The 17265-nt window shown below is 49.6% G+C and carries 12 protein-coding genes and 1 tRNA gene; 11 read left to right on the top strand and 2 right to left on the bottom strand.

Annotation, left to right across the window (positions count from 1 at the left end; genetic code table 11):
* Positions 1-7 precede the first annotated feature (7 nt).
* The 3 genes from ACK5LI_RS13715 (at position 8) to ACK5LI_RS13705 (ending at position 1018) form a co-directional block, all read left to right on the top strand.
* On the top strand, positions 8-511 hold the full coding sequence (locus ACK5LI_RS13715) for a cob(I)yrinic acid a,c-diamide adenosyltransferase (protein ID WP_416950311.1): 504 nt from the start codon (positions 8-10) through the stop codon (positions 509-511).
* Between the two features lie 29 nt (positions 512-540).
* Positions 541-906 (top strand): Hpt domain-containing protein, encoded by a 366-nt coding sequence (locus tag ACK5LI_RS13710; RefSeq protein WP_416950309.1) that lies wholly within the window; start codon positions 541-543, stop codon positions 904-906.
* A 35-nt stretch (positions 907-941) separates the two neighbouring features.
* A tRNA-Pro gene (locus ACK5LI_RS13705) sits at positions 942-1018 on the top strand.
* 298 nt (positions 1019-1316) lie between these two features.
* On the opposite strand, the gene ACK5LI_RS13700 is transcribed toward ACK5LI_RS13705, so the two are convergent.
* Together ACK5LI_RS13700 and ACK5LI_RS13695 are read right to left on the bottom strand one after the other, a co-directional pair.
* Positions 1317-2141 (bottom strand): substrate-binding periplasmic protein, encoded by an 825-nt coding sequence (locus tag ACK5LI_RS13700; RefSeq protein WP_416950306.1) that lies wholly within the window; start codon positions 2139-2141, stop codon positions 1317-1319.
* Positions 2142-2325: 184 nt separating this feature from the next.
* On the bottom strand, positions 2326-3156 hold the full coding sequence (locus ACK5LI_RS13695) for an amidohydrolase family protein (RefSeq protein ID WP_416950304.1): 831 nt from the start codon (positions 3154-3156) through the stop codon (positions 2326-2328).
* A gap of 901 nt (positions 3157-4057) precedes the next feature.
* On the opposite strand from ACK5LI_RS13695, the gene ACK5LI_RS13690 reads away from it, so the two are divergent.
* The 8 genes from ACK5LI_RS13690 (at position 4058) to ACK5LI_RS13655 (ending at position 17244) form a co-directional block, all read left to right on the top strand.
* Entirely contained in the window at positions 4058-5068 is a 1011-nt protein-coding gene (locus ACK5LI_RS13690) for a TRAP transporter substrate-binding protein (RefSeq protein WP_416950302.1), read from the top strand.
* A gap of 78 nt (positions 5069-5146) precedes the next feature.
* A complete protein-coding gene (locus tag ACK5LI_RS13685; protein WP_416950300.1) occupies positions 5147-7054 on the top strand; it encodes a TRAP transporter large permease subunit in 1908 nt (635 codons plus the stop codon).
* Positions 7055-7155: 101 nt separating this feature from the next.
* Positions 7156-9645, top strand: coding sequence for a (2S)-3-sulfopropanediol dehydratase (hpsG, locus tag ACK5LI_RS13680; protein WP_416950298.1), 2490 nt, complete (start codon positions 7156-7158; stop codon positions 9643-9645).
* Between the two features lie 83 nt (positions 9646-9728).
* Positions 9729-10649 (top strand): (2S)-3-sulfopropanediol dehydratase activating enzyme, encoded by a 921-nt coding sequence (hpsH, locus tag ACK5LI_RS13675; RefSeq protein WP_416950296.1) that lies wholly within the window; start codon positions 9729-9731, stop codon positions 10647-10649.
* Between the two features lie 328 nt (positions 10650-10977).
* Positions 10978-12381 carry a sigma-54 interaction domain-containing protein gene (locus tag ACK5LI_RS13670; protein ID WP_416950294.1) on the top strand — a complete coding sequence of 468 codons (1404 nt, stop codon included), beginning with the start codon at positions 10978-10980 and terminating at the stop codon, positions 12379-12381.
* A gap of 352 nt (positions 12382-12733) precedes the next feature.
* A complete protein-coding gene (locus ACK5LI_RS13665; RefSeq protein ID WP_416950292.1) occupies positions 12734-14629 on the top strand; it encodes a cache domain-containing protein in 1896 nt (631 codons plus the stop codon).
* Between the two features lie 8 nt (positions 14630-14637).
* Positions 14638-16083, top strand: a complete 1446-nt coding sequence (locus ACK5LI_RS13660; protein WP_416950290.1) for a sigma-54-dependent transcriptional regulator — start codon at positions 14638-14640, stop codon at positions 16081-16083.
* A 507-nt stretch (positions 16084-16590) separates the two neighbouring features.
* Positions 16591-17244, top strand: a complete 654-nt coding sequence (locus ACK5LI_RS13655; protein ID WP_416950288.1) for a succinate dehydrogenase/fumarate reductase cytochrome b subunit — start codon at positions 16591-16593, stop codon at positions 17242-17244.
* Positions 17245-17265: the final 21 nt, after the last annotated feature.

Raw genomic sequence — 17265 nt, 5'->3', positions numbered from 1 at the left:
GAGTCTAATGCTTCTTATTCATACAGGAAACGGCAAAGGGAAAACAACAGCAAGCATCGGAGTTGCCATAAGAGCTCTTGGCCAAAACATGCGTGTTGGCTTCGGGCAATTTATGAAGCGTGATAATCAGGCCGGAGAACAACACATCCTGAAGCAGCTGCTTAACGAAAATTTCCACGCTTTCGGCCTTGGCTTTTTTACGAGAGAAGAAGACAGAAAACTCCATACCGAAGCTGCCCGCAACCTGCTAGATTGGGCTTTAAGCCGAATGGAAGACTTCGATTTATTGGTGCTTGATGAAGCTCTTTATGCTTTAGGTTACGGACTGATTTCACAAGAAGAACTACAAGCGGTCATCGGTAAAGCAGCCAGCGCCAACACTCATCTTGTTTTATCCGGCAGAGGCCTGCCGGAATGGCTTAGAGAACAGGCCGATACTGTCACAGAAATGACCGAGATTCAGCATGCGTACCAAAAGGGCAGACCCGCAACCCCCGGCATTGAGTATTAACATAGCAAACAAGTGTAAGGTGATACTGGATGCCTGAGCTCCACCCTATTCTTGATCTGGATGACACTCTTCTTAGACTCGGGGGCGATGTCGAACTGTTACATACGCTCTATGATGCGTATCTGGAAGACACTCCTAAAAAGATGCGACAACTCGCACTTGCTATTGAGCAGGACGACTTTATTGAAGTCAGACACATTGCGCACACGCTAAAAGGAAGTTCTGCCACAGTGGGAGCTTCCAGCATGTCCAATATCGCGCAAGCGCTGGAAAATGACTGTATTGAAGGTAAGCTCACTGATGTCCGCAGTCGCTTTATCGCCTTGACAAAGGTATTTGCAGAGGCAACAGAGGCAATAAATAAACAAAGACACAATTTTTCTTCTTGCAACTAAGAAGGCTTTGGTCTATCAGACTTCTTCGACAATATCGGGGCGTAGCGCAGCTTGGTAGCGCACCTGCCTTGGGAGCAGGGGGTCGCACGTTCAAATCGTGTCGCCCCGACCACAGATGACAAAGGGTTGTGCCATACGGCATGGCCCTTTTTCTCTTTATAATTTAAGGAACAGCGCCAACTAAAAAGGCTCTGACCGAGCCCTTCTGACATCCCTGAATAGTTGCGATGTCAAACAGTATAATCTGACACAATTTCTAGTTTCCGCATTATCAGCCCAGACACGCACAAGACTTAAAACAAGCATCGAAGCCAAATTCTAACTTACAATGTCCAACCGTAGCAGGTCTGGGTCAGGTTGATGTCGTAGTCGTGGCTGCTGTTATCTACATTATATAACATGCAGATTACTCACTCGATCACTTCACGATTATTGTCTACTTCAACCTTTAGAAAGTACTTATCATTAATTCGCTGCAGCGTTCCATCGGCCTGCATTTCGCGCATCACGTTTTCAAACGTAGGGATAGCGCGGTACATTTTGGAAAAACGGGAAATGCCCAGATACAAATCAACCCGATTACCGGGGTTGAAAGCTGTCTTTTCCAATTCTTTTGAAAATCCTTGCTTGATCAACTCGTAATCGACCTGACAGTCAGTTCCGATCATCACATCTACACGTCCGGCAAGCATCATCTTTAATAGTTGCTCCTCTGTTGCAACACCAATCTTATTGAGCGAACCGTCAGAGTCGAATAAGGGGTAGTAAGCAGACCCCAGAACAAAACCAACCTGCTTACCCATCAGGTCTGAATATGCTTTAATCTGCGCCCCGTTGCCCTTTTTAGTATAAAATACGGTTGAACAGGAAGAGTACGGAGGTTCGACATAATAAATATATTTTTCCTGTTCTGATGTACGGGCCAGTCCGCTCATCGCATCCCCCCTGCCCTGCCTCATCTGCGCAAGGCTCCGGTTCCAAGGGGTATGCTGAAATTCCACCTCAAAAGAAAGACGCTCTCCAAGCTCGGCCCACAAGTCGAAATCAACACCGGACATTGTTCCGTCGGAAACAAAGCGATACGGCACCCAGTCGTCAACAGGAACTACAATACTCTTGCGCAACAGGCGGCCCTCTGCCGCGGCCTCATCTGCAACGGCCTCTGCCGGACATTCGGCGAGCGGCATCAGTGCAGACAGCAGCAGGCAAAATACAATCCAGATGAGCCTGAGCATTAAAATCCCTCCAGGGTCATGCTGCTATCATACAAAAAAAGAGAGCATTGTCTTTAAAAATCATTTTTTATCTTAACTAATCAATCGGTTTTTACTTTTTCAACCGCCCACAGTTCGCCCCAATAAAAAGGGAGGAAAGCAACAGCAATCCTCCCTATAAGCTACGTGATGCGGCAAGACCTAATTACAGGCCCAACACTTTACGCGCATTAGAGTACATAATCTTTTCCCGAGCCTCTGCAGATAACGGCATCTTGGCATACACTTCAAGAGCATCTGCCTGTTCTATAAACGGGTGAGCGCTTGCAAAAACAACCTTGTCCGTAATCAATGTGTTCATAGCTTGAATGTAAGCTTCTGCCATGGGGGCCTGCTCATATTCAGAACAGTCCATATATACGTTTGCATTGCGCAAGCAGGTAAAAATCGCTTCATTCACAAAAGGATATCCGCCGTGGCTCATAACAATTTTTAATTCAGGAAAATCGCGTGCGACAATATCAATATAACGAGGGTCGGTGTAATCCATCACAGCACCTGCAACCTGAGGCGGAGGAGCTGTTGTGACGAAAACCGGAATATTAAGGTCGCAGCACGCAGCATAGATTGGATAGTAGCGTGCTTCATTAGGACGGATATGGGCAAGGTAAGGGTCTATGGATGCGCCTCGCATGCCCAACTCTTCCACAGAGTGGCGAAGTTCACGAACAGCCGCCATCCCTTTATGCGGGTCTACACCCCAAAAGCCGATGAAGTGGTCAGGATAAGCCATGCAAAACTCAAGAACGCTGGCGTTATTCGCGGGCGAGCCGTACGTTGTTTCACAATCACGACCGGAAATCACGCTCAGTTCAACACCACGAGCTTCAAGATCTGCAACAATTTCTTCCAGAGGCTGGGGCTTACGGGCATCAAAACCTATAGCTTTACAGGCAGCCTTGAACATGTTGCTGCCCGCAATGCCGTTAATAATCTCAGGGGTATTAGGACGGAAACGAAAATCAATCACCTTCATTATTCACTCCTTGCGATAAAAGGTATTTCCCTTAAGGCAAGAAGCGTGCCTTATATCCATGGCAACTGACTTCCGATCTACAGACGAGCAATTCGCCTCTTTCCTCTCACAATAGCCTTAGTCTGACTATAGCATTTAATGATGGGCATGCTCTACACGCCCTGCTCGCATACCGCGCCTTGTGAATATTTTCATCAGCAGAACAAAAGACTTCTCAAGACATGTTTCAAAGTTGTAACACGCTACCTAGCCCCATAGTAAACATTACGAAGAAACAAGCATAGGCCGCTTTTAAGTACGGTCTTACACTCAATATCACTCACTATGTTACAGGCAGACCAAGTGCGGCGCCTAGTTTGCTGCATTTTTCACAAAGTCAGTAAGCACATCCAAACAACCACAGGTTAAAGGTAACTGGCAAAATATAATACAAAGCACTCCCCCTCCCCCATCTGTGCAAGCCGACCCCTTCCACCATAACCTACTGCCGCAACAACAATGGTGGGTAAAAAGATATGCGGGAAAGCTCATCTTCTCAATCTTCGACCTGTGAGAAGCGCCCCCCCCAAAAGCACAAGCAGCACAACCTAATAAACACCTGTCACAATATTCTGCGCACAGATTGCCACCTCTCTGCAGCATGTTACATTTTTGAAACATATTTTACCACCAACGCAACATGCTGAAAAGAAATATAAAAAAACAAATGTTTCAACTATGGAACATTCCCTTCCTGTCGCTCTTCCTCGCTTCCCCTCAACGCTCTCACTCGCGATGTCGCTTGTGCAGTTTTTATCAATCTCCAAGCCAGTTCTACAAAGTTGGCACGCTCCGTGCTTTATGGGGACAAAGGCTACTGCAATCTATACTCGGGATGAACCCTCAAGACCAAGGAAAGACCATGAGAAATTTTCTGAAGGCCGGAGCGATTACCGCACTGGCGTGCTTAGTGACTCTTGCCGCCGGATCGTATGCCGAAGCGGCCAAACGTATCACTCTTCGCCTTGCGCACCCCATGGCACCGGGCAACAACGTAACTCTCGGTTACGAAAAATTTAAAGAACTTGTTCACGAAAAAAGTGACGGTCGCGTACGTATTCAGATTTTCGGCAATACCATGCTGGGTAGCGACCGTGTAACCATGGAAGCTGCACAACGCGGCACTCTGGAAATGGCATCCAGCTCTTCGCCCAACATGGCGAACTTTGCAAAAGAATGGATGGTATTTGACCTGCCTTACATCACTACCCCCGAGCATCAGGAAAAGCTCTACAAGGCTCTTGATGAAGGTGAACTGGGCAAAAGACTGGACGCCATGGCTGCCTCCATCGGCCTTAAGCCCATCATGTACAGTGAATACGGCTACCGTAACTTTGTTACTACCAAAAAGCCTATCGCCAGCGCTGCTGATCTGCAGAACCTGAAAGTCCGCACCACAGACTCTCCCATCGAAGTTGCTGTTGCAGCAGCTCTGAACATGGCTCCAACCCCTATCTCTTGGGGCGAAACCTACACTGCGCTTCAGCAGGGCACAGTTGACGGTGAAGGCAACACTTTTTCGCTGCTTAACGATGCCAAGCATACAGAAGTTCTGAAGTATGCCATTGATTCTGCCCACAACTACAGCATGCACCTGCTGATGATGAACAAAGCGCGCTTTGACAGCCTGCCCGCAGACGTACAGCATATTCTTGTTGAATCCGGCAAGGAAGCTCTCGCCTACCAGCGCGCCATCACTAACGACCTCGAAAAGAAAGCAGAAGAAGCTTTCATCGCTCAGGGTATCACAATTACCAAACTGAGCGACGAAGAGCGTGCCAAGCTTGTCAAACTCACCCGTCCTGTTTGGGACAAATATCGTGACGTTATTCCCGCTGATCTTATCCAGCTGGTTCAGGAAACCCAACAGTAAGCTATCTTCCGGTACGGGCTGCCTGCCCGCGGCCCGTACCGCAACCATGATTTCCGACAACGCTATCAAGAGGTCATAATGTCAGATTCCAACGTAACAGCAGCCATCATGAACGCACAGGGTGAGTGCGGCGGGGGTAGCATTGATACCCGCCCGGGAATCCTCGGCTGGCTTGATGCCAACTTTGAAAAGCCGTTCCTTGTTCTCGGCATGCTGGCCATCATCTTCATCATTACTTTCCAGACCTTGTACCGCTATATCGGCGTATACCTGCATGAAGGTGCATCTGCCGCTGTCTGGACCGAAGAAATGGCCCGCTTTATCTTCATCTGGATTTCCTATCTGGCTGTCCCTGTTGCCATTAAAAACCGCTCAAGCATCCGAGTAGACATCATCTATGACCGTCTGCCTGTCCGGTTCCAGAATATTTCTTGGGTAGTTGTGGATGTATGCTTCATGGCACTTGCCACAACTGTTCTCTGGCAATCAATGGATCTTATCAGTATGCAGCTGACGTTCCCCCAGACTTCTCCTGCACTACAGATTCCCTACTACATTCCGTATCTCGTGCTTCCCATCAGCTTCGGCCTGATGAGTATCCGCCTGATACAGGATCTGGCCCGTCAGGTGCGAGAATGCGGATTACTGGACTCTGTCATCGGATTCGCAGTCTGCATAGCTCTGGCGGCACCTCTGTTCATTACTGATTACATCGATCCGCTGCCTGTTCTTTTCGGCTACTTCCTGCTGCTCCTCATTGTCGGCGTACCCATCGCAATCGGCCTTGGCCTTGCCGCACTGGCTACGATCATTGCAGCAGAAAGTCTGCCTATCGATTACGTTGCTCAGGTTGCATTCACTTCCATCGACAGCTTCCCTATTATGGCAATTCCGTTCTTCATCGCAGCGGGTGTCTTCATGGGTGCAGGCGGTCTTTCCCGTCGCCTGCTTAATCTGGCTGACGAAATGCTTGGCGCCCTTCCCGGCGGCATGGCCCTGGCAACCATCGGCACCTGTATGTTTTTTGCCGCAATCAGCGGCTCTGGCCCTGCAACGGTTGCAGCTATCGGCTCGCTTACCATTCCTGCAATGGTAGAGCGTGGCTATTGCAAATACTTCTCTGCCTCCATTGTCGCTGCCGCCGGCGCCATCGGCGTAATGATTCCCCCCAGCAACCCGTTTGTCGTGTATGGCGTCTCTGCTCAGGCTTCCATTGGCAAGCTTTTCATGGGCGGCATCGTTCCCGGCCTGCTTACCGGTTTTGCGCTGATGCTCTACAGCTACTGGTACTCCAAAAAGCGCGGCTGGAAAGGTGAAGAACGCGTAAGAAACTTCACAACCTTCACTAAAGCCGTATGGGATGCCAAATGGGCTCTCATGGTACCCGTCATTGTATTGGGCGGTATCTACGGCGGCATCATGACTCCGACTGAAGCTGCTGCGCTGGCAGCCTTCTACGGCCTCATCGTCGGCTGCTTCATCCACCGCGAGCTCAACTGCGGCACCTTCTACGACTGTGTAGTTGAAGCGGCAGGAACCTCTGCAATGGTCATCGTACTCATGTCCATGGCTACTATCTTCGGCAACATCATGACCATCGAAGAAGTGCCCTCCACCATTGCAAGCGCCATGCTCAGCCTGACTGAAAACAAATTCGCAATCCTGATGATGATCAACGTTCTGCTTCTCTTCATCGGAACCTTCATGGAAGCACTTGCCGCGATTGTCATCCTTACTCCGATTCTGCTGCCCATCGTACTGAAGGTCGGCGTAGACCCCGTACACTTCGGTGTCATCATGGTCGTTAACCTTGCCATCGGCTTCGTGACTCCCCCCGTAGGCGTCAACCTCTTCGTGGCAAGCGGAGTAGCAAATGCCAAAATCGAACAACTGTCCAAAGTGGTACTGCCGCTGATCGCCATCATGCTGATCGTACTTCTGATTACCACATACATCCCCGCCGTCCCCATGATTCTGGCGGGCTAGCTTTAATAATCGGCGCCCCTGCCGAGGCCAAGCCAAAATCAGGGGCGCACTTTATACACACTCAACATAATATACCTAAATAGCCATCAGGAGAAAAAACCATGCAATGCTGCACAAGCCCCCTGTCTCCCCACGAGCAACGTCTTCAGGACAAAATTGCTGGTAAGGAAGATGCATATCGTAAGTCCCACGAACGTGTATTCAACATCCTGGAAAGCTTTGACGGCAAGCGCCCCCGTATTGACGTAGAACGCGCCAAGCTGTTCACCGACTCCATGAAGAGCACCGAAGGCCAGCCCCTCGTTCTGCGCTGGGCCAAAGCCATGAAGCACATCGCTGAGAACATCACCGTTTACATCGATGATGACCAGCTGATCTGCGGCCGTGGCGGCTGCCCCGGACGGTACGGCGTTCTTTACCCCGAACTGGACGGCGACTTCCTTGACCTTGCCATCGAAGATCTGCCCAACCGTACCGAGTCTCCCTTCACCATCACCGCTGAAGACGCGCTTGTTGTTGTGAATGAGATTGCTCCTTACTGGAAAGGCAAAACCTACCATGAAGCTCTGAACATCGCTCTTCCTTCTGATGTTCACAAGCTTACGTACGACGACCCTCAGGGTCTGAAGTCCCGCTTCATCGTCAACGAAACTTCTTCTTTCCGTTCGTCCATCCAGTGGGTGCACGACTACGAAAAAGTCCTCAACCGCGGCTTCAAAGGCCTTAAAGAAGAAGCTCTGGAAAAAATTGAAGCTCTGGACCCCCTGAGCCCCCGTGACAACGTGGAAAAACGCCCCTTCCTTGAAGCCATCGTAACTGTTTGCGATGCAATCATTCTGTGGGCAAATCGTCACGCCAAGCTGGCATCTGATCTGGCAGCAAAGGAAACCAACGCAAAGCGTAAAGCCGAGCTGGAAACCATGGCTGAAATCTGCGCATGGGTTCCCGAAAATCCTGCCCGTAACTTCCACGAAGCAGTTCAGGCTCAGTGGTTTACCCAGATGTTCTCCCGTATTGAGCAAAAGACCGGTACCATCGTTTCCAACGGTCGTATGGACCAGTACTTCTGGCCCTTCTACCAAAAGGACATCGAAGCTGGCGTTATCACCGAAGAAAGCGCCATGGAACTGCTGGAGTGCATGTGGGTTGGTATGGCACAGTACGTCGACCTGTATATCTCTCCCGCTGGAGGCGCCTTTAACGAAGGCTACGCTCACTGGGAAGCTGTAACCATCGGCGGCCAGACTCCTCACGGTGCAGATGCTACTAACGATCTGACCTACCTGTTCCTGAAGTCCAAGCGTGAATTCCCGCTGCACTACCCTGACCTTGCAGCACGTATCCATTCGCGTTCGCCCGAGCGTTACCTGCACGACGTTGCCGAAACCATCAAATTCGGTTCCGGCTTCCCCAAGCTGATCAACGACGAAGAAATCGTACCTTTGTACGTTTCCAAGGGCGCAACCTTTGAAGAAGCTCTTGATTACGCTGTATCGGGCTGCACCGAAGCCCGTATGCCCAACCGCGACACATACACCAGCGGTGGTGCTTACGTTAACTTTGCAGCAGCATTGGAAATGGTGCTCTACAACGGCCGCATGCTGAAGTACGGTGAAAACGATCTGAGCATTCAGACCGGTGATCCGACCAAATTCGAAACCTGGGAAGAGTTCTGGAACGCGTATGTGCTCCAGCACGAACACTTCCTGCGCGCTGCTTTCATTCAGCAGCATATCATTAACAACCTGCGTGCCCGTCACTTTGCTCAGCCCATGGGCAGCTCGCTGCACGACCTCTGCATGAAGCACTGCCTCGACCTGCATACTCCGCAGATTCCCGAAGGTATCAACCTCGGCTACTTCGAATACATGGGCTTCGGTACTGTTGTTGACTCGCTGGCTGCGATCAAAAAGCTGGTGTTTGAAGACAAGAAGCTGACCATGCAGGAAATTATTGATGCTCTGAAGTGCAACTTCGAAGGCAAGGAAGACATTCAGCAGCTGCTGAAGTCTGCGCCCTGCTACGGCAACAACGATGAGTACGCAGACAGCATCGCCCGAGATATCGACGCCCTTTCTGTAAAGTACGGACGTCGTTACTCCCCCGAACTGGGTATGCACAACGATATCCGCTACGTGCCGTTCACCTCGCACGTACCGTTTGGTAAGGTTGTATCTGCTACTCCCAACGGTCGCCTTGCATGGACCCCTCTGTCTGACGGCTCTTCCGCTTCGCACGGTGCCGACGTAAACGGCCCCACTGCAATTCTGCAGTCCAACTTCAACTCCAAAAACTACGGATACCGCGACCGCGCTGCCCGCATGCTGAACATCAAGTTCACTCCCAAGTGCGTTGAAGGCGACGAAGGCACCGAAAAGCTGGTTTCTTTCATCCGTACCTTCTGCGACCTCAAGCTGTGGCACGTTCAGTTCAACGTTATCAACAGCGACACTTTGATTGCGGCTCAGAAAGATCCTGAAAAATACCGCAGCCTCATTGTCCGTATTGCAGGCTACAGCGCTTACTTTGTGGACCTTTCTCCCGACCTGCAGAACGACCTGATCGCCCGTACACAGCACGATGTGATGTAACGGCTTTCAAACATCCGAATACATTCAGGCCAGCTGCCTTCGGGCGGCTGGCCCACTAACCTTCATACGCGGAAGCACTGTTCATGAGCTCTTTGCAAGACAAGAAAACTACGGGAATCACATTCAATATCCAGAAGTACTCCGTCCATGACGGTCCGGGCATCAGAACTGTCGTATTTCTAAAAGGCTGTCCGTTACGTTGTGACTGGTGCAGTAACCCGGAATCTCAGCGCAAAAGAATAGAATTAGCTTACAATACCGGGCGCTGCCTGACTCTGACCAAATGTGTGCGCTGCGTTGAAGTGTGCACAACAGGAGCCATTACCCGCGCAGAAGACGATACAATAAGCATTGATCGTGCGTTGTGTGAAGGATGTACCATGTTTTGTGCGGAAGCATGCCCTGCCAAGTCGCTCATCACTTATGGCACTCAGAAAACAGTTGATGAAGTTTTGAACACCGTTGAACAGGACAGTGTATTCTACGCACGTTCCGGTGGCGGAATGACCTTGTCAGGCGGTGAGCCTTTTGCCCAACCAGCCTTTGCGCTTGCTATCCTGCGCGAAGCACGCAGACGGCGTATCCACACTGCTATTGAAACCTGTGGGTATGCAGCATGGGAAGACATGGCACCTGCGCTGGAATTTATTAAATTCGCACACTACGATATAAAAAGCCTTAATGACGAAAAGCATAAAAGAGCTACTGGCGTATCCAACAAGCGCATTATTGAAAACCTTGAACGAATGGTAAAAGAATTTCCTGCTATCAAAGTGGTTGTACGCACTCCTGTCATCCCAGGATTCAACGATTCTGAAAAGGACATTAGGGCCATCGCCCAGTTCACTGCCAAACTAGGCGTAGAATACCAGCTACTCCCTTACCACCGCCTTGGCACTCAGAAGTATCACTTTCTCGGGCGTGAAGTACCCATGGGTGATGTGAAGCTTTCTGATGAAGTTATGCAGCAATTAACTAAAATAGTTGAGCAGTATCATTCTTAAAAAGAGTTCCACCCGGCAGAGCAATGTTTATAGCGACATACAGAACTCAAAGGGCGCATAGCGTGCTCAAACAGATATACAATGAAGCCGCCTAGATACAGAAGCGGCTTCATTTTTATGGTGCTTTCTTGCTAAAGCGTATGTACAACCAGAAAACAATCTCCACATCATAAGAAGCTACACTTTATACGATACAGGCGCTCTATATCACAAAGAATATTAAGTAGCATTCCACATCTTATAATCAAATGCGCCTGTCATATTATTACATTCTGATAACAATCTGACACACCTTATAGTAAAACATACAAAAGACACATTAAGTAAGATGCAAAAAGTAATAGAGCACATAAAAAGCATATTTAACGTTTTAAGTGACGGGATATACATAACTGACAAAACGGGGAACACGCTTTTTGTCAATCAACGTTACGAGCAGCTTACCGGCCTAAAAATGCAGGACATCAAAGGGCGTAACGTAGCTACTTTGCTAGAAGAAGGTGTGTTTGATGTTATTCTGAACCCTGAAATAGTGCGTACGAGAAAGCCCGCAACCTCCGTACAAAATGTACGTCAAAGCAAAAAGGTCATTTTACGCGGTTACCCTGTGTTCGATGCCAGCGAGGAAGTCTGTCTTGTTGTAACATTCGCGCGGGATATTACGATGATCACTCAGTTCAGGGATCAGATAGCACAGCAGCGAGAACTGATCGACTCATTCAACGAACGTATGGAGCATATGGCGCAGGAGCAGACAAGGCATCCCCGCCCTGTTTTCGAAAGCAAAGCGATGAAGCAAGTGATCGAACTGGTGCAACGTGTTGCTTCAACAGATGCCACTATTCTTATTTTAGGAGAAACAGGCGTAGGTAAAGATGTCATTGCCCGTCTAGCACACGAATACAGCCCCAGAAACGGCAAGCTGTTCATGAAAGTTGACTGTGGCAGCATTGCAGAAAATCTTATTGAATCAGAATTATTCGGCTATATGCCCGGCGCGTTTTCTGGCGCAAGCAACAAAGGCAAGCCGGGATATTTTGAAATGGCAGACGGGGGAACAGTTTTTCTTGATGAAATTGGCGAGCTTCCCTTGCCCATGCAGGCAAAGCTGCTCAGGGTATTGCAGGATAAAGAAGTCATGCGCGTTGGTGGCACACAGCCTAAAAGCATTAATGTACGTATTATTGCGGCTACCAACCGCGACCTTGCACAGGAAGTGGAAAACGGCAAATTCAGAAGTGACCTTTTCTACCGCCTCAATGTGGCAGTATTAAACCTGCCTCCGCTTCGTAAGCGTCAGGAAGACATTATCCCCCTGACGGAAACATTTCTTGATCGGTTTAATGCCAAATACCACCGCTGTATGAGCATGACGAAAGGAACACGTCAGGCGTTAAGCAATTACCAATGGCCCGGTAACGTGCGTGAAATGCAAAACCTTATTCAAAGCCTTGTTGTTACCAGTGCCGGAAAAACAATAAGACCAGAACACCTGCCCCCGCATATTGCCAGTGCTGCAAAGTTGCAGCATACATATACTCCGCCTGCTACGGATGACTCCCGCTCTCTGAAAGAAATTATGGCAGATATAGAGCGCGAAATTTTACAAAATGCACTTTCTACTCATGGATCAGTATGTAAGGTTGCAAAAATGTTCAAAATAAGCAGGACAACCTTATTCAGAAAAATGCGTGAAAATCCGGACGATGAAGATACGTTATCTGAAATATAGCTACCGTACTCAGGCAGGCGCCACATAGGCAGTCTGCCTTTTTTCCGCTTCTCTTTCCACAGCATTGCCGTGCGCTTGGGGGCAGATTCGCTTACACTTCATAATATCAGCATTTCGCCTGAAAATTCGCCTACCGTGCAATAATATTGAAGTTTAGATGCCACAAGCAGTCCGCTGCCACTTATTAGTGCCAAAGAGTTGCACCTTATCGCCGATGTGTGTACGTGATAAAAATGGAACAAAGTTCTTCTGCGCTGCTTTCCTGCCAAACAGGAATCCAGTGCCGCTGCCAGCATAAGAAGTACTTTGTCCCACGGGGTGCTGCCAACCTGTACCGCTGGAGGATGCTGCTTTGCGTGCCAACGCTACTATCGCGGGCCGGATAGGGCTTTTGCTGCTTTTTCTTATTGTTTTTGCCACAGCCATCGGCTTAACATACACGTATTACATTAAGTTAGTGCAGACAGACTCTCTCGCAGAAGTAAAGTCTGCTACTGTGCGCGGGTACGAGCGAACACTACGATATTCGGTTCAGAGTATGGCTGCATCACTGAGTGATGCAATGAGCAAGGCAGAAGAACGCGGCGAAGATCCCATTCTGGTGCTCAGGCGTTTTATCAATGCAGCCCGTTACGACTCCGATGGCTACTATTTTGTCTACGACCTCAACGGCATCAATGTTGCCCATCCCGTTGATCCGGACTTTCAGGGGACAAACAGACTGGAGCATCAGGACAAAGACGGGGTCCCGTACATCAGTATTTTAGCCAACCTTGCCCGTGAAGGTGGAGGTTATGTTTCGTATAGCTTCCACAAACCAGGAGAGACTACCCCGCTCCCCAAACTGGCTTACGCCGAACTCATACCCGGTACCCCTTACTGGTTAGCCACGGGCATATATACAGATAACATCCAAAGCGAACAGGAAAATCTTGCGGCACGGCTGGACGGACACACCAATAATGCTCTGCTCATTGTCGGTGTCGGTGTAACCGTGACATTGATATTTTTTGTCCTTCCTACCAGTCTCTATATGGTCAGCGGTATATTAAAACCATGGAGACAAATGGAAAAAGAACTCCGGCACGCCCAGAAGATGGAGGCCATCGGCATTTTTGCAGGAGGGATAGCACATGATTTCAACAACATTCTCGGAGCTATCACGTCGTGCAGCGAACTGGCATTGGCAGACACACCAGACCATAGCCCCGTGCAGGAAGATTTACGCCATGTCTTAAAAGCGGCCCGCAGAGGCAAGAACCTCGTCAAGCGCATCAAAGCATTCAGCCAGCGGTCTGATGTAACGAAAACAACAGTTCAGGTTCGTCATACACTGCAGGAATGCATACAGCTATTGCAGACATTCATTCCGGCCACAGTAGAAATACGCCTGCGCATTAATGCTCCGTCAGTGCTGGTTAAAGCGGATTCCGACCAGTTACTGCAAGTTCTTATGAACTTGTGCACCAACGCAGAACAAGCCATGCGCGGCATGAAAGGCGTTCTTGAAATCTCGCTTGATCTGGAAACACTTGATGCAGATCAGGCTCGTCCTATGGGGTTAAGCGCCGGTCGGTATGTAGTCATATCCGTCAAAGACACCGGAACGGGGATGAAGCCGGTGGTCATAAAACACATTTTCGAACCCTTCTATACTACACGCAAAAAAAGCGGAGGTACCGGCCTCGGGCTATCAATCACCCAGAACATAGTAAGACTCCACGGCGGAATAATTACTGTGGACAGTGCTCCTAACAAAGGTTCCACCTTCACAGTCTATCTGCCCTGCCACGGCATGGCGGAAGAGGAAATTATTCCCAATGTAAAGCCCGAACTGCACAGGGGCTCAGAGTCTTTGCTTATTGTCGATGATGACGACGACCTTGTGTACTCCGTCGGAAAACTATTCTCCAGACTAGGATACAAGGTCACCAGCACAACACGCAGCCGTGATGCTCTGGACATGTTCCGCAACAGACCGGACACATTTGACCTTGTATTAACAGACCAGATGATGCCGGACCTGACAGGGGTAGAACTGACACGCGAGCTATTAGCCATCCGCCCCGAACTTCCCGTCATCATGTATACCGGCTTTGAAGGTAGGGGAAACCTGTCACGCTACCCTAAAGACTGGCGTACGGTAGGTGTTGCAGCTTTCTTTTCAAAACCCTTCGACACGTCTGCGTTAAGTGCTGAGGTTCGCAACCAGCTAGACAAACAGCATTCCACAAGTGTTCATCAGTAGGGGGGGCTATGCGGGTACTTATTATCGATGACGATGAAAGCATGCGCTATGCGCTTGGCAGGGCTGTCAGGCGGCTGGGCTTTGAATCCTTAGCGGCAGAGACCGCGCAGGAAGGGCTTGAAAAAGCAATACAGCAATACATTGATGCCGTTTTTCTGGATGTGCGCCTGCCAGATTGTGATGGCCTGACTATTTTACCGCAGTTGGCGGAAATGCCCTCCCGCCCCGAGGTAATCATAATTACCGGAGCAGGAGACCCTGATGGTGCGGAACTGGCCATTACCAACGGAGCCTGGGACTACATTGAAAAAACAGCCTCCATTCAGGAAATCACGCTTACGTTGAAGCGTGCGCTGGATTTCAGACGAGAAAGAGTTTCGGCCCGCAAAGGATGTCCCGTTCGAATCCTGCGTCGCGACAGCATCGTCGGCGAAAGCCCTTCGCTGCTCCGCTGTCTGGATCAGGTCGCGCAATGCGCCCAGACTGACGCCAGTGTACTTATTACCGGAGAAACCGGCACCGGCAAGGAGTTGTTTGCCAGAGCAATACATGACAACAGCAGCAGAGCAGCACACCCGTTTGTTGTAGTTGATTGTGCAGCCCTGCCTGAACATCTGGTTGAAAGCATGCTCTTCGGTCATCGCAAAGGGGCGTTTACCGGAGCGGATAAAGACAGACTGGGGCTTGTTCAGCGCGCCGACGGAGGGACGCTGTTTCTGGACGAAATAGGTGAGTTACCCGTCCTTATGCAAAAAGCTTTTTTACGTGTTCTGCAGGAACGCAAAGTACGGCCCCTCGGCTCAGGTGAAGAAACAAGGTGTGACTTCCGCCTGGTTGCAGCCACCAATAAAGACATTGACAAAATGGTTACTACAGGTGCTTTCAGAGACGATTTACTATTCCGCCTGCGTTCTTTCCATATCGACCTGCCGTCGCTTCACGAACGCAAGCAGGACATCAGAGCGATTGCCAATGCCTACCTCGACAAGGAATATGCTCGCACCGGGCTGGAACGCAAAGGGTGTTATTCTGATTTCTTCGACATGTTACATGATTACGATTGGCCCGGTAATGTTCGAGAGTTACTGCACGCTCTTGACCACGCTCTAGCAGCAAGTATCAATGAATCATGCATATTTGCCAGACATCTGCCTCCGCAACTGCGTGCAAAAGTCACCCGCAACAGAGTCAGCCCTGCTTCCGCACAGAACACGCAAGACACGCCTGAAGCTGCCTGCGGGGTGGATCTCCTATGGAACCATTACAGTATGGAAGCGGAAATTCCGCCCCTGAATACTTTTCGCGAGTCTGTCATTCAACAGGCTGAAGCCCGTTATCTCAGGGGGCTGATGCTGTCAGTAAATAATTCTGTCCGCGAAGCCATACGAATTTCCGGCCTCTCGCAATCACGCTTGTATGCTCTGCTGAAAAAGTACGGCATTGCTACATCCTGAAGTTGAACTTCAAAACGCAAACAGCACATTGCATGCGCAGCAAGGTATTATTATACAAACAAGTTATACCTCGCCACACCAGTAGTGAGGTATAAATCTATCACGCCCAGCACCCAGCAGGACAGATACTCCGTTTATGCTGCTTCCTTCCTGAATCATCAGGAATCAACAAAAACTCAGTTCCGCCCTTTCTAAAGCTTACCTCTCTGCCCGCTTTCTTTTCTGGCAAAAAGACCGCCACCCCCATTCCTGCCGGACAGGAAAATCTTCTTATCAGAAAGTAAAACACACTGAGCGCTCAACTAGCACACTCTCCAACACCCTTAAATTTAACATGTATTCAATACAACACGATGGCATGACATGTGCTGAATAAGGTTCACCGCGTTTCTAGCTGCCCCTTCGGTAAAAGGTAGCAAGACGCGACTGTGTGGCCTCAAGCCGCAAGGGAGGATACCTGCCCCCGCAGGATATCCGGAAAACAGAACCTTTTCCGAGGAGCAGTACATGAACTCCAGCACCGTTACGCTTCATGTCCCCCAAAGGAGCAAAGTGGCAGGTAAGCTAGACTTCCTCCAGATGCTCTCAGGCGTCCTGTTAATTCTTTTTTTATGGGCGCACCTGTTACTGGTTTCCAGCGTCATCCTTAGCCCCAGACTGATGAATGCCATCGCGTGGTTCTTTGAAGCCACGTATATGGCCCAAGTGGGCGGTCCCATCATTTTTGCTCTCATGCTTTTCCATTTCATTCTTGCCGGCCGCAAAATGCCTTTTCAGACAAATGAACAACGTGCTTTCATAAAGCACGCAGGCATGTTGCGCCATAAAGACACGTGGCTGTGGCTCGCTCAGGTTGTCACGGCTCTCGTAATTCTGGTTATGGCCAGTATCCACATGTACGTAATCCTCACCGACTTACCCATCACTGCACAAAAAAGTGCGGCCCGCATCCAGCATGGCTGGCTTACTTTTTACCTTCTGCTTCTGCCCATGGCTGAAATCCATGTAGGCGTCGGCTTCTACCGTATCGGTGTCAAATACGGCTTCATTACACGCGAAAACCGCAGGTGGTTCCAGCGTGCAGAAAACGTCATGATGATCGGCTTTATTGCGGTGGGCCTGCTTACGCTTACCCGCTTCATGTTTCTTGACCTGATTTAATTGATTCAGCCACAGCAAGGG

Origin of the sequence: Oleidesulfovibrio sp., assembly GCF_047973035.1 — a bacterium.
GTDB lineage: Bacteria > Desulfobacterota > Desulfovibrionia > Desulfovibrionales > Desulfovibrionaceae > Oleidesulfovibrio.
This window is presented reverse-complemented; position numbering and strand designations above follow the sequence as displayed.